The following is a 12,423-nucleotide window of genomic DNA, read 5'->3' as shown; positions in this document are numbered from 1 at the left end:
TCCTTGGGTGCGTGCGGTGCGTACAGGCCAGGTCCCCCTGTCGTCCTGGGTTCCTGACAGGTGCGGGCGCTGGTCGCACCGACGAATGTACTTGATCCTGCAATTTCCTCCGGCCGAGGGACCTATGGCCGACCGCCGGGAACCCCCCTCGACCGGCGGGTGACAGGCTGGGGCGGCGCGCATGGGCGAGGGGCCGTGCCGCTCCCCGGAACGGCCCGGCCTGCCACGCCACGCATCGTGCACACAGGCCGGCGGACGATGATCAGTTCCGTTCCCAGGAGATCCGCCGTGCCCGGTTCCACTTCCGTCCGCTCCGCTGTGGCGCCGGACGACGCCACCACCACGCCTGGAGGGTCGCGCGCGGCCATGGCTGCCGCTCTGCTGGGCACGTTCGTGATGACGCTGGACGCGCTGATCGTCAACGTGACCCTGCCCGCCATCGGGCGCGGGCTCGGCGGCGGCATGTCCGGCCTGCAGTGGGTCGTGGACGGTTACACCTTGATGTTCGCCGCGCTGCTGCTGTCGGCGGGGTCGGTGACCGACAAGGTGGGCGCGCGTCGTGCGTTCGGCGCGGGACTGGCCGTGTTCGTGGCCGCCTCGGCGATCTGCGGCCTGGCGCCGAACCTGGCGGTACTCGTCGCCGCCCGGCTGGTCCAGGGAGCGGGCGCGGCGGTGGTGGTACCGGCCTCGCTGGCAGTGATCCGCGAGGCGTTCCCGGACTCCGTCCGTCGAGCGCGGGCGGTCTCGGTCTGGGCGATGGCCGGTTCGGCGGGCGCGGCCGCGGGGCCGGTGGCGGGCGGCCTGCTGAGCCAGGCCGACTGGCGGATGATCTTCTTCGTCAACGTGCCGGTCGGGCTTGCGGCGCTGCTGCTGCTCGCGCGCACCGCCCGTTCGCAACGCCGTCCGGCACCGTTCGACTGGACCGGCCAGATCGCGGCCGTGGTCGCGATCGGCGCCGTCACCTACGGGGCCATCGAGGCAGGCGCCGCCGGATTCGGCAGGCCGCGTGTGCTGGTGGCCTTCGCGCTGGCGCTGGTCGCGGGCCCCGTGTTCCTCACGGCGCAGGCACGCGGTGCGCACCCGATGGTGCCGCCGGAGTTGCTGCGCTCACGCACCATGCGCGTGGCGGCCGCCGCGGGCTTCGCCATCAACGTCGGCTTCTACGGCATGATCTTCCTGTTCAGCCTCTATCTGCAGCAGAACCGGGGGCTGTCGGCACTGGCCGCAGGCCTGGCCTTCGTGCCGATGACGGTGCTCACCGCGTTCGTCAGCCGGGCTTCGGCCTGGCTGGCTGTGCGGTTCGGTCCGCGCGTGCCCGTCGTCACCGGCTTGCTCGTCATGTCCGCCGGCCTGGCGGTGCTCGGTCTCGTCCCGGTGTCCGTGCCGGTGTGGACGCTGGTGGCGCTGATGGTCCCGGTGGGCGCCGGGGGTTCGCTCGCGCTGCCCTCGGTGACCGCCCTGCTCCTGGACCGCGTTCCGGCCGAGCGGGCGGGCATCGCCAGTGGCGTCCTGAACGCCTCCCGGCAACTCGGCGGCGCCCTGGCCGTCGCCGCCTTCGGTGCCCTGGTCGCGGACGCGGGCGACTTCCACGACGGGCTGCGGACCAGCCTTCTGGCGGCCGCCCTGCTCGTCCTGTCGGCCACCGTGGCCAGCCTGCTGCTGCGAGCCGCCGCAGCGAACTGACACCCTGCCGACACGTCGCCGGTGACGCGCCGTTCCGGCGGCCCCGATCCCAGGCGGCCGCATTCCCCGGCCGCCCCGCGGCCCCGCGCGGAGGGCGGGACAGAACCCGCGCCCCCGAACGGGGCCGCGTGCCGGTCGGTGCCGTGGCCGCGGGCCGTCAGTAGCGGGAGCCGACGGGGGCCGGGAGGGCGTCGAGGTCGGCGAGGTCGGCCGCGGAGAGCCGGACCTCGGCGCCGCCGGCGTTGTCCGCGAGGTACTTCGGGGTCTTGGTGCCGGGAATGGGCACCACGTGCTCGCCCTGGGCGACGAGCCAGGCGAGGGCGACCTGGGCCGGGGTGGCGCCGATCCGGTCGGCGACCTCGCGGACCCTGCCCACGATGTCGAGGTTGGCGCGCAGGTTCTCCTGCTGGAAGCGGGGCAGGCGCCGGCGCTGGTCGTTCTCCGGGAGCTCGTCGAAGGAGGAGAAGCGGCCGAGGAGGAAGCCGCGGCCCAGCGGCGAGTACGGCAGCAGGCCGATGCCGTGCGCCTCGCAGTAGGGCAGGACCTCGGACCGGACGTCGCGGGTCCACAGGGAGAACTCGGACTGCACGGTGGTGACGGGGTGGATGGCCTGGGCGCGCTGGATCTGCTGCACGCTCACCTCGGACAGGCCGATGTGTCGGGCCTTGCCGGCGGTGACGGCCTCGGCGAGGGCGCCCCAGGTCTCCTCGAGGGGAACCTCGGGGTCGACCCGGTGGAGCTGGTACAGGTCGATGTGGTCCGTGCCCAGCCGGCTCAGGCTCGCGTCGATGGCGGCCCGCACATGCTCGGGCCTGCCGTTGGGCCGGACCAGTGGGGCACCGCCGGGACCGCCCGTGGGGTCGAGGCACTCCATGCCGACCTTCGTGGCGATCACCGCACGGTCGCGGTGGCCGGCCAGGGCCCGGCCGACGAGTTCCTCGTTGGTGTAGGGGCCGTAGACGTCGGCGGTGTCGATCAGGGTCATGCCCAGGTCGAGGGCCTGGTGGATGACGGAGACCGAGGTGGCCTCGTCACGGGGGGTGGCCATGTCGTAGGCGAAGCTCATCCCCATGGCGCCCAGGCCGATGACGCCGACCTTCGGCCCGTGGTTGCCCAGAGTGGTGGTGCGCATGCTGTGTTCTGCCTTCGTACCGGAGCGGAGGGCTGCCGTATCGCAGCCCGTGGACGGAAAGCCGCCGGATCGACGGTCCTCGGCGGCTCGTCCACTGTCACGCTCCTGGGCGTCGGGTGGCAGGCCGGAGGGTGCCGGGGAGCGGCGTTCCAGGGAGTGGCACGGCCCCCCAAGGGCCGCCTGGCCCGGGCACCGCGACTGGCACACTGGCTGTATGAGCCCTGACCAGCACAGCAACGACCTGGCGGGGTTCCTGCGCGCCCGCCGCACCCAGATCACCCCCCAGCAGGCCGGTCTTCCCACCGGCCCGGGGCTGCGCCGTACCCCGGGGCTGCGCCGCGAGGAACTCGCCACCCTGGCCGGGGTCAGCATCGACTACTACACCCGCCTCGAACGCGGCAGGGAGACGCGGCCCAGTCCCTCGGTCGTCGAGTCCCTGGCCCGTGCACTGCAGTTGCAGGAGGAGGAGCACGAGCATCTGCGCAATCTGGCCGCCCGCGCCGCCCGGACCGTCCCCGAGCCGCCCACCGCACCCAGCCGCACTGTGCGGCCGGGCGTCCGCCTGCTGCTGGAGAACCTGCGGCCGGGCCCCGCCTACGTCCTCAGCCGCACCCTCGACATACTCGCCGCCAACCCCGGCGGCCTGCACCTCTACGCGGGCATCGAGAGCTGGCCGTCCAGGCAGCGCAACCTCGCCCGCTACTACTTCCTCCACCCGGCCGCCCGCGACGTGTTCCCCGAGTGGGAGACCCGCATCCGCGGCTGCGTCGCCCGCCTGCGCGCTCTGGCCGGCACCGACCCCGACGCCCCCGACCTCGCCCAGCTCGTCGGCGAACTCCTCCTCAAGAGCGCGGACTTCGCCCGCCTGTGGGAGCGTTACGACGTCCGCCCGCACCGCCCCGGCACCAAGCACTTCCGCCACCCCCAGGTCGGCGACCTCACCCTGGGCTACCAGACCATGCAGCTCGAAGGCACCCCGGGGCACCGTCTCGTCGCCTACTACGCCGACCCCGCGACACCCGACCACGACGCGATGCTCCTGCTCGACATGCTCGGCACCCAGCACACCCCCGAGTCCGTCGACCACGCCGGAGCGCCCTCTCCTGACCAGCGCCGCGAACCGGGACGGCGCTGACCGGACCTGCCGAGGTGCGCGCACTGCCCGGTCAGGCCGGTGCGGTACGCCGTCGACGCGGCCGGGCGCCGACGGCGGACGGGAGGCGGACGCCCGCCATGGGACGCGCGGCGTCGCCGCCGTGGACACCGCACCGGCAGGTCCGCCACGTGCCGGGGTCGTGCGTCGGGTCGGCGAACTGACGACGGCAACTGTCCGCCGAGCACGTCCGCCGACGGTTCACCGGTCCGCCCAAGCCTGGTCCAGCGCCTGCGTGAACGCGTCCGGCGACTGCACACCGCTCACCCCGTACCGCCGGTTCAGCACGAAGAAGGGCACGCCGGTGGCGCCGAGGTCGGCCGCGAGTCGCTCGTCGGCCCGCACCTCGGCGGCGAACGCGTCAGGGTCGTCGAGCACCGCGCGTGCCTCATCCGCGTCGAGCCCGGCCTCGACGGCGAGAGCGATCTGCGTCTCCCGGTCGTAGACCGAACGCTCTTCCGCGAAGTTCGCCTGGAAGGCGAGGCCCATGAGCTCGGCCTGTCTGCCACGGGACTTGGCGAGGTGAATGAGCCGGTGCAGGTCGAAGGTGTTCCCGAAGACGCGCCCACCGACGCGGAATGCCAGACCGACTTCCCGGGCCAGGGCCGCAGCCTGCTCTTCCCTGGCGACCTGCTGCTCACGGGTGCGCCCGTACTGCGCGGCGACCGCGTCGATGATCGGCACCGAACCGTTCTCCGCCCGGGGGTTCAGCTCGAACGACCGGTGCACCACCTCGACCTGGTCGCGGTGGGTGAAGGCGGCAAGACCCCGATCGAAGCGCGCCGATGCGACGTAGCACCAGGGGCAGGCGATGTCAGTCCATATTTCGACACGCATGTTCGACATATCCCGTCGTCCGTTGACCGTCGTGACTCGTCGGCCACCCGACACACACAGGACAGCCGACCGGACAGCCATAATAGACGACCGGACGTCTACTAACTCGCCGACACCCACCGCCCTACCCCCCACCCCTCTGCACGATCACTTGAGGACCTCGAGAAGCCGGTCGGCGAGGACGGCCGCCGAGTGGGGGTTCTGTCCGGTGATGAGGTTGCGGTCCTCCACCATGTACGGCTCCCAGATCGGGCCCCGGCTGAAGTCGACGCCGACCTTCGCCTTCAGGTCGGTCTCCAGCAGCCACGGCGCCCGGGAGGCCAGACCGACACCCTCTTCCTCCTCGTCCGTGAAGCACGTGACCCGGTAGCCCTTGAACGGGGACTCGCCGTGGATCCTGGTGGCCAGCATCGCGGCCGGGGCGTGGCACACGATGACCAGTGGCCTGCCCGAGGCCAACTGCGCCGTCAACAACCGGCCGGCGTCGGCGTCGAAGGCCAGGTCGGACATCGGACCGTGACCGCCGGGCAGGTACACCGCGTCGTAGTCCTCCAGGCGCACGTCCGACAGCTTGAGCGGCCGCCGCATCACCTCGGCGGAGCGGATGATGGCCTCAAGCTCCAGGGCCCCCTCCTCACCACCGGCCATCGAAGGCCGCAGGCTCATCATGTCGACGTTCGGGACCACACCGTCGGGCGTCGCGACCACGACATCATGGCCGGCTTCCGTGATCGCCTTGTAGGGCATCGCGAACTCTTCCGCCCAGTACCCCGTCGCATACCTGGTGCCGTCCTTGAGCACCCAGTACGTCGCCCCACTCACTATGAAGAGGACTCTCGCCATGGCACCTGACCTCCTGATCCTCGGAACTGCTCGAACGAGCCGGAGGATGTGTGGGATTCAGCTCGGGACACATGCCCGACCAGGCACGACCGAGCCGCTCCTCTCATTGCACGTCCGGCCCCACGGCCGGGCAACTCGGCGAGGACCGGGTCCCGGCCTCGCACCGTGTACTCACTTTTGACACTGGTGAAGTGGTCACCTAGTGCAATAGTCGACCGGTCGGCTAATATTTGCCAACAGGCCGCCCGTCCGTCTCGTCTCGGCAGTGACGCCGTGCGCCTGGTGGCTCAGAGGCAGCGGCAATTGGCCGCCTGGTCCGAGCTGTCGGCCGCCATCGGCTTGCGCGCCGACGACCGACTCTCCCTGGGCCGACACAACACCCCCAGCACCGGCAAGAGGAGTTCCCATGACCGCGCCCGCCTCCCCCGAGTCCCCGACCCCCGTGGACTTCTGGTTCGACCCCGTCTGCCCGTGGACCTGGCTGACATCACGTTGGCTCCTCGACGTCGCCGACCGGCGCCCTCTGCAGGTGTCCTGGCACGTCATGAGCCTCTCCATCCTGAACGAGAACCGGCTGGACGAACTGCCCGAGCGCATCCGCGTGCTCATGGGCGAGGCGTGGGCGCCGGTGCGTGTACTGACCGCCGCCCGCCTCCACCACGGATCCGAGGTGCTGGAACCGCTGTACACCGCCCTGGGCGCCCGGTACCACCTGGAGCAGCAGCCGAAGAACCGGGCCACGCTCGAAGCGGCCCTGCGGGATGCGGGGCTGCCGGTCGAACTGGCGGGCGCCGGCGACACGGACCGTTACGACGAGGAGCTGCGCGCTTCGCACGCCAAGGGAATCACCCTCGTCGGCCAGGACGTCGGCAGCCCGATCATCGCCGTGCCGGGCACCGACCCGAGCGGCGATCCGGTCGCCTTCTTCGGACCCGTCGTGAACCCCGCCCCCAAGGGCGAGGACGCGGCCCGGCTCTGGGACGGCGTGCTCGCCGTGGCCTCCGCGCCCAGCTTCTACGAGATCAAGCGCACGCGCACCGGCGGTCCCGACTTCAGCTGACGCGCGTGCCCCACGGCTTCCGGTGACGGCTCAAGTCGTCGGGTGGCCGCGCGCACGCCCCCGACTTCATCAGTCCGATCCGCCGGGGATGCCGTACACCGGTGTGAGCCTTGCCCGCGCCAGACCGAGGGCCACGAGTCGGAAGCCGAGCCAGGCGGGGCTCGCCGTCGTCGTCACGTCGTCGAGAGCGGGCACGTCGAGCGCGTGGACGACGAACATGTACCGGTGAGGCTCCTCCCCGGGCGCTGGTGCGGCGCCGAGGAACCCGCGCCGGCCGGCGTCGTTGGTCAGCGCCCGCGCCCCGGCGGGCAGGCTCGCTCCGTCGACGTCTCCCGCGCCGGCGGCAAGTCCGTTCACCGACGCGGGGATGTCGTGCACGACCCAGTGCCAGAAACCACTGACCGTCAGCGCGTCCGGGTCGAAACATGCGACGGCGAAGCTCCTCGTCCCGGACGGATACCCGCTCCACTCCAGATGCGGGGAGCGGTCCCCGCCGGGCCGGCCGAAGATGGCACTGCGCTGCGCCACGTCCAGGGTCTTCCCGTCGGCGATGTCGTCGCTGCGCAGCGTGAACGCCGGCACCGGGGGCAGCGCGCCGTAGGGATCGGCAGAGTGAGGCATTGCTCGTCTCCGTACTCTCCACCCGACCGGGGTCGCACCGTCCAGTGCTCGTCGTGTGCGGATGTGCGAGCCTCGGCCCGATATCCGGTTGCAACGCCCTACAGGCTAGGTGCGGCTCCGGACGCCCGCACGCGGGCAGATGCCTCCCGCGTCGTCTGCACGCCGGTCGAGGCGACCAGCCGCGCCGCCACCTCCGCGGGAGAGGGCATGGCGGCTATCTCGTCGCGCAGGCGATGCGCGGCGGTGGTGAAGGCAGGCTCCGTCAGCAGCCTGCGGACGGCGGAGGTGACCGATTCCGGCCCCTGCTCCCCGGCGGGGAGTGCCAGTCCGGCTCCCGCCGCCTGGAGACGGGCGGCCTGACGCGCCTGGCCGGGCGTGCCCGGGATCACGACCGCCGGGACGCCACGGGCCGCCGCGCCGAACGTGGTGCCGGAACCACCGTGATGGACGACGACCGACACGTCGTCCAGGAGCTCCGCAGCCGGCAGGAAGGTCACCAGTTCCACCCGTTCCGGGTCCAGGCCGAGAGTGTCGACGGGGACGCCCCCCGATGTCGCCACCAGGTCGATGTCCAGGGCAGCGAGGGACCGCAGCACCGGCCCGAGCCGAGTTGGTGCGCCCGGGGCGGTGCTGAAGCCGACCAGAACCCGGGGCCGGCCGGTGTGCGCGGCACGCGACGCACGTGGGGAGCCGGTAGGAGCCTGGTGGGGTTCCGGCCGCAGCGCGATGCGGTCCGCAGGCGGCAGCGCACCGCCGCGCTGCAGGCTGGGCGGGCAGAGGTCCAGCAGCCGGCGCCCGGACGGTGTGTCGGCCGGTGCCGCCAGGCCGCGTTCGAGGTACCGGGATCCCACGGTCTCCGCGAGGGCAGCCAGCACCTCCGGCTCCAGCGCTTGGATCGATGGCCATCACCGCGGACGGCACCTTGAGCGTGGCGGCGACGAGCGGCCCCACGTAGTCGCAGAGCTCCGACACGATCATGCCGGGTTCCCACTCCCGCGCCTTCGCCAGAGCCTCGTCCACGCAAAGGTCGACACGGGCTCCGGCGAAGAACTGTCCGACCAGTTCCGGCGACTGCCGGGCCAGGATGTCGTTGCCGGACCGCCGGGCCACCTCGGCGACCACCGCTTCCGTCGGCGGACCGGCGGCGATCAGACGAAAGCCGTCCGGCTCGACCGAACCCACCATGTGGGCAGAGGTCACGAAGCCGACGACATGCCCCTGCTGCCGCAGCGCCCGCGCGAGCGGCAACATCGGCAGCAGATGACCAGGCATCGGGTTGCAGAACATGAGAATACGCACAGCAGTAAGACACCTCCTTATTGCACAGTCAAGTGTGTATGCACACCGGGCGGGGCGAACTCGGACGCCGTGTCGGGCAGCACCCCCGCGTCGCGGGGGTGCTGCCCTCCGGGAGGTTCGCTTCAGGCCTCGGAAGCCGCCTGCGCCTCGACCACGAGCCGCTCGTGGCCGGATGTGGATCCGGTGCGCGGAGCAGCGTTCGGTGCCGGCATGACGTGCGGGAACCTGACGCGGAGCGCCAGGGCGGCCAGTGCCGCGGCCAGGACGATGCCGGCGGCCAGGAGCAGGGCGCGGTGGTAACCGTGGTGCAGGAGCGGAGCCGCCACCAGTGGGCCGAGGATCTGGCCGACCGAGTACCCGGCGGTCAGCAGGGCGACGGCACGCGGGAACCGCAGATGCGTCCCCGCCCCCAGGGCCAGGGTGCTCACACCGATGAAGGTGGAGCCGAACAGCACCGCGGAGATCAGCGCGGGCGCCACTCCCCCGACCAGCGCGGGCAGGGCGATGCCCACGGCCTGGACTCCGAGCGCGGCGAGCAGCAGGTCCGGCCGCGACCAGCGCCGCCCGAGACCGGCCCAGAGAGCGGCGGAGGGAATGGCCGCCAGCCCCACCAGCACCCACGCGCCACTGCCGATCCAGCCGGGCGACGTCTGGTTGATGGCCGCGACCAGGAAGGTGCCGGCGATGATGTAGCCGATTCCCTCCAGCGTGTAGGACGCGAAGAGGGCACCGAACCAGCGGTGGGTCCGCGGCCCCGCCGCCCCGGCCCGGGCTGCCGGTGCCGAGGGGACCGGCCGGGGAGCCGGCTCGGGGCGCAGGCCCCAGGCGCCGACGGTGAGCACCGCGGCCAGCGCCGCCGAGGCCCACCACGCGGCCTGCCAGTTGCCGATCGTGCGCAGCACGAGGACGAGCGCGCCGGACAGCGCGATGCCCGCCCCGACTCCGCCGAAGGCCCAGCCGGGCAGGTGGGCCGGGTGCTCGCGCAGATGGCTGAGCAGGGAGCCGGCGGCGATCACGAAGACCATCGCGCTGAAGGCGCCCGCGCCGAGCCGCAGGAGCAGCCAGACGGTGGTGCTGTGCGTGAGCGCCATCCCGGCCAGCGTGGCGACCAGTGCCAGCAGGCTGCCGCGGAGTACCGCGGTGGAGCGCACCAGCCGCGGGACGAGGGTGCCGGCCAGTGCTCCGACCAGGTAGCCCACGTAGTTCGCGGTCGCCAGGTTCGCTCCACCGCCGGTCGACAGTCCCGCCTGGGCGTGCATCAGCGGAAGGATGGGGGTGTACACGAAGCGGCCGACGCCCATTCCCGTCGCCAGCGCGGCCGCGGCCTGAAGGACGTGGCCCCACGGTGACCGCGGCACGTCCCTCGCGGCGGAGGAGATGTCACGCAGGGGTACGGTGACCGGTTCACGGCCGGTGCCGGGAACCGTGGAGCCGATGTTTCGCCTACTTGCCATGAGGACAGGTTGCGCACGCCGGCCCGGCGAAATCCACGACCTGTTTCCTCGCTGCTGCGAACCTCGGTCTCCCACCGGCAGCGGCGGCCTCGTGACCAGCGGGCACGGGGGCCGAACGGTTGCTGTGGACCGGCCCGGGAGAAGTAGTCGATCGGTCGTATACTTCCGCTATGGGACGGACGAGTGATGCCAGGAACAAGATCCTTACCGCCGCTCAGTCACTGATGGAGCAGCGCGGTTATTCGGCTCTGGGTGTCGCCGAGATCTGCAAGACGGCCGACGTGCCCAAGGGCAGTTTCTACTACTTCTTCGACTCCAAGGAAACTCTGGCGCTCGCCGTGATCGACCAGCACTGGGCCGACGAGCAGCGCGAGTGGGAGTGCGCGCTGGACGGCGACGCCGAGCCCCTGCAGCGGTTGCGGCAGCTCTTCGAGTCCATGGAGACGCAGCAGCGGGCCGGGCAGGACGGCTGCGGATCGGTCCTCGGCTGCATGTTCGGGAATCTCTCCCTGGAGATGAGCAACCACGCCGAGGCCGTGCGCCGACGGCTGCAGGAGATCTTCGAGACCCAGGTGGAACTGGTCACCTCGGTCGTCGTCGAGGCCCAGCAGCGGGGCGAGGTGACCGTGGCCGACGCGCACGCCGTCGCCCGCTCCATGGTCGCCCTGACCGAGGGCCAGCTGCTCTTCGCCAAGCTGCACAACGACCCCGCTCAGCTCGGCACGCTCTGGCCGAACTGCCGCGCCCTGCTGGGCGTGCAGGACCAGCAGGTTCCGGCCCACGTCTGACCCGGCCGTGAGTACCGCCGCGCAGTAGTGCACGGCGGTGCCCGCGGCTGCCTCATGACAGGCCGCGCCGGCGTTCCGGCCGACCTCGCAGACACCCTCACCGGCGATCAGGGCGTCCAGGGCCGGATCGCCGCGGCCCACGCCCGACCACGGCGCCCGTACCAGCACCTGTCCCTCGCCGCGGGCTCCGGCAGCCGTACGTCGCGCATGTCGCCGTGACCTGGCGAGCGGGGCCGGACCGCACGCGCTGCGCGGCTGATCGCCGTCCTCCTGAACGACCGGGACAGCAGGTGGTCGACACGTATCAGGCGCCCGGTCGCACCTGTGTCGACATGTGTGTCGGCAGCCGACGTCACCTCGTCCTCGCGACCACTCCGTCCAGCAGCGCACCGATTTCCATCCGTCACCTGTTTGACCGGTGACGGATACTGTGGAACAGTCATCGCGCACTCACCACGTATGTACGTATGACGGAGGCTCCTCATGATCGACAGGCGCACCTTCAGCAAGGCCGCGGGCATCGGCACAGGCGCGGCCGCGGCCGCACTGGCCGGGTTCCGGACAGACGCGGAGGCCTCACCCGATCGTCGTCGGCGACTGGACGCCCCGGCGCCGACGGTGCCCACGGTGACCCCCGGTACGCACACCTCTTTCGCCCGTCTGAAGCAGGTCAGGGCCGGTGTGCTGGACGTCGGCTACGCCGAGGACGGCCCGAGGCACGGCCCGGTCGTCATCTGCCTGCACGGCTGGCCCTACGACATCCACAGCTACGTCGACGTCGCCCCACTGCTCGCCGCGCAGGGCTACCGGGTCATCGTCCCGTACCTCCGCGGCCACGGCACGACGCGTTTTCTCTCGTCCCGGACGTTCCGCAACGCCCAGCAGTCCGCGGTCGCCCTGGACATCATCGCCCTCATGGACGCCCTCAAGATCGACAAGGCGCTGCTCGCCGGCTTCGACTGGGGCTCCCGCACCGCCGACATCATCGCGGCCCTGTGGCCCGAACGCGTCAAGGGGCTGGTGTCCGTGAGCGGGTACCTCATCACCAACGTCGAGGCACAGAAGAAGCCGCTGCCTCCGAAGGCCGAATACGCCTGGTGGTACCAGTACTACTTCAGCACCGAGCGGGGCCGTCTCGCCATGGAGGACAAGACGGACCGGCACGACCTGTGCCGGCTCGTCTGGGACACCGTCTCCCCCACCTGGCACTTCGACGACGCCACCTTCGAGCGGACGGCGACCGCGTTCGAGAACCCCGACTACCCGGCGATCGTGATCCACAACTACCGCTGGCGCCTCGGGCTCGCCGACGGCGAACGCCGCTACGACCGCTACGAGCGGCAACTCGCCACCCGGCCCGTCATCGAGGTGCCCACCATCACCCTGGACCCCGAGCGCGACCCGTTCACCGCGCCCGGCAACGGGGCGACGTACCGGGACCGGTTCACGGGCGCGTACGCCCATCGCACGCTGACCGGCATCGGCCACAACCTGCCGCAGGAGGCCCCCACGGCCTTCTCCCAGGCGGTCGTCGACGTGGACCACTTCTGAGA

General features: G+C 71.7%; 12 protein-coding genes and 1 pseudogene. 6 read left to right on the top strand and 7 right to left on the bottom strand.

The window, feature by feature from the left end; all coding sequences use genetic code 11:
• Positions 1 to 288: 288 nt before the first annotated feature.
• Entirely contained in the window at positions 289 to 1,683 is a 1,395-nt protein-coding gene (locus AB0472_RS41670; RefSeq protein ID WP_366364583.1) for an MFS transporter, read from the top strand.
• 157 nt (positions 1,684 to 1,840) lie between these two features.
• Here AB0472_RS41670 and AB0472_RS41665 read toward each other — a convergent pair whose 3' ends face one another.
• Positions 1,841 to 2,815, bottom strand: a complete 975-nt coding sequence (locus tag AB0472_RS41665) for an aldo/keto reductase (protein WP_366364582.1) — start codon at positions 2,813 to 2,815, stop codon at positions 1,841 to 1,843.
• Positions 2,816 to 3,029: 214 nt separating this feature from the next.
• Between AB0472_RS41665 and AB0472_RS41660 the strand changes: the two genes are divergently transcribed.
• Positions 3,030 to 3,950 carry a helix-turn-helix transcriptional regulator gene (locus AB0472_RS41660; RefSeq protein ID WP_366364581.1) on the top strand — a complete coding sequence of 307 codons (921 nt, stop codon included), beginning with the start codon at positions 3,030 to 3,032 and terminating at the stop codon, positions 3,948 to 3,950.
• Positions 3,951 to 4,169: 219 nt separating this feature from the next.
• On the opposite strand, the gene AB0472_RS41655 is transcribed toward AB0472_RS41660, so the two are convergent.
• Positions 4,170 to 4,805, bottom strand: a complete 636-nt coding sequence (locus AB0472_RS41655; RefSeq protein ID WP_366364603.1) for a DsbA family oxidoreductase — start codon at positions 4,803 to 4,805, stop codon at positions 4,170 to 4,172.
• Positions 4,806 to 4,952: 147 nt separating this feature from the next.
• Positions 4,953 to 5,648 carry a type 1 glutamine amidotransferase domain-containing protein gene (locus AB0472_RS41650; protein ID WP_366364580.1) on the bottom strand — a complete coding sequence of 232 codons (696 nt, stop codon included), beginning with the start codon at positions 5,646 to 5,648 and terminating at the stop codon, positions 4,953 to 4,955.
• Positions 5,649 to 6,054: 406 nt separating this feature from the next.
• On the opposite strand from AB0472_RS41650, the gene AB0472_RS41645 reads away from it, so the two are divergent.
• Positions 6,055 to 6,708 (top strand): DsbA family protein, encoded by a 654-nt coding sequence (locus AB0472_RS41645; protein WP_366364579.1) that lies wholly within the window; start codon positions 6,055 to 6,057, stop codon positions 6,706 to 6,708.
• A 69-nt stretch (positions 6,709 to 6,777) separates the two neighbouring features.
• On the opposite strand, the gene AB0472_RS41640 is transcribed toward AB0472_RS41645, so the two are convergent.
• From AB0472_RS41640 to AB0472_RS41625, 4 genes and pseudogenes are all read right to left on the bottom strand, one after another.
• Positions 6,778 to 7,329, bottom strand: coding sequence for a YbhB/YbcL family Raf kinase inhibitor-like protein (locus AB0472_RS41640; protein ID WP_366364578.1), 552 nt, complete (start codon positions 7,327 to 7,329; stop codon positions 6,778 to 6,780).
• A 98-nt stretch (positions 7,330 to 7,427) separates the two neighbouring features.
• Positions 7,428 to 8,204 carry a nucleotide disphospho-sugar-binding domain-containing protein gene (locus AB0472_RS41635; RefSeq protein WP_366364577.1) on the bottom strand — a complete coding sequence of 259 codons (777 nt, stop codon included), beginning with the start codon at positions 8,202 to 8,204 and terminating at the stop codon, positions 7,428 to 7,430.
• Between the two features lie 28 nt (positions 8,205 to 8,232).
• A pseudogene (locus tag AB0472_RS41630) lies at positions 8,233 to 8,580 on the bottom strand (hypothetical protein); the annotation flags it as partial.
• A 170-nt stretch (positions 8,581 to 8,750) separates the two neighbouring features.
• Positions 8,751 to 9,929: a YbfB/YjiJ family MFS transporter gene (locus tag AB0472_RS41625; protein ID WP_366364602.1), complete on the bottom strand. Its 1,179-nt coding sequence runs from the start codon at positions 9,927 to 9,929 to the stop codon at positions 8,751 to 8,753.
• Positions 9,930 to 10,252: 323 nt separating this feature from the next.
• Between AB0472_RS41625 and AB0472_RS41620 the strand changes: the two genes are divergently transcribed.
• The 3 genes from AB0472_RS41620 (at position 10,253) to AB0472_RS41610 (ending at position 12,421) form a co-directional block, all read left to right on the top strand.
• Positions 10,253 to 10,870 carry a TetR/AcrR family transcriptional regulator gene (locus AB0472_RS41620; protein ID WP_366364576.1) on the top strand — a complete coding sequence of 206 codons (618 nt, stop codon included), beginning with the start codon at positions 10,253 to 10,255 and terminating at the stop codon, positions 10,868 to 10,870.
• A gap of 54 nt (positions 10,871 to 10,924) precedes the next feature.
• Positions 10,925 to 11,089, top strand: a complete 165-nt coding sequence (locus AB0472_RS41615) for a hypothetical protein (RefSeq protein ID WP_366364575.1) — start codon at positions 10,925 to 10,927, stop codon at positions 11,087 to 11,089.
• 264 nt (positions 11,090 to 11,353) lie between these two features.
• Positions 11,354 to 12,421 carry an alpha/beta hydrolase gene (locus tag AB0472_RS41610; protein ID WP_366364574.1) on the top strand — a complete coding sequence of 356 codons (1,068 nt, stop codon included), beginning with the start codon at positions 11,354 to 11,356 and terminating at the stop codon, positions 12,419 to 12,421.
• Positions 12,422 to 12,423 lie beyond the last annotated feature (2 nt).

Source organism: Streptomyces sp. NPDC086777 (assembly GCF_040702065.1).
In the GTDB taxonomy this organism is placed as follows: Bacteria; Actinomycetota; Actinomycetes; order Streptomycetales; family Streptomycetaceae; genus Streptomyces.
This window is presented reverse-complemented; position numbering and strand designations above follow the sequence as displayed.

Bases quoted from the DNA above. Each gene is read 5' to 3' on its own strand.
- AB0472_RS41615 (WP_366364575.1), top strand. From the start codon at position 10,925: ATGACAGGCCGCGCCGGCGTTCCGGCCGACCTCGCAGACACCCTCACC.
- AB0472_RS41620 (WP_366364576.1), top strand. From the start codon at position 10,253: ATGGGACGGACGAGTGATGCCAGGAACAAGATCCTTACCGCCGCTCAG.
- AB0472_RS41660 (WP_366364581.1), top strand. From the start codon at position 3,030: ATGAGCCCTGACCAGCACAGCAACGACCTGGCGGGGTTCCTGCGCGCC.
- AB0472_RS41625 (WP_366364602.1), bottom strand. From the start codon at position 9,929: ATGGGCGTCGGCCGCTTCGTGTACACCCCCATCCTTCCGCTGATGCAC.
- AB0472_RS41645 (WP_366364579.1), top strand. From the start codon at position 6,055: ATGACCGCGCCCGCCTCCCCCGAGTCCCCGACCCCCGTGGACTTCTGG.
- AB0472_RS41640 (WP_366364578.1), bottom strand. From the start codon at position 7,329: ATGCCTCACTCTGCCGATCCCTACGGCGCGCTGCCCCCGGTGCCGGCG.
- AB0472_RS41610 (WP_366364574.1), top strand. From the start codon at position 11,354: ATGATCGACAGGCGCACCTTCAGCAAGGCCGCGGGCATCGGCACAGGC.
- AB0472_RS41655 (WP_366364603.1), bottom strand. From the start codon at position 4,805: ATGCGTGTCGAAATATGGACTGACATCGCCTGCCCCTGGTGCTACGTC.
- AB0472_RS41665 (WP_366364582.1), bottom strand. From the start codon at position 2,815: ATGCGCACCACCACTCTGGGCAACCACGGGCCGAAGGTCGGCGTCATC.
- AB0472_RS41650 (WP_366364580.1), bottom strand. From the start codon at position 5,648: ATGGCGAGAGTCCTCTTCATAGTGAGTGGGGCGACGTACTGGGTGCTC.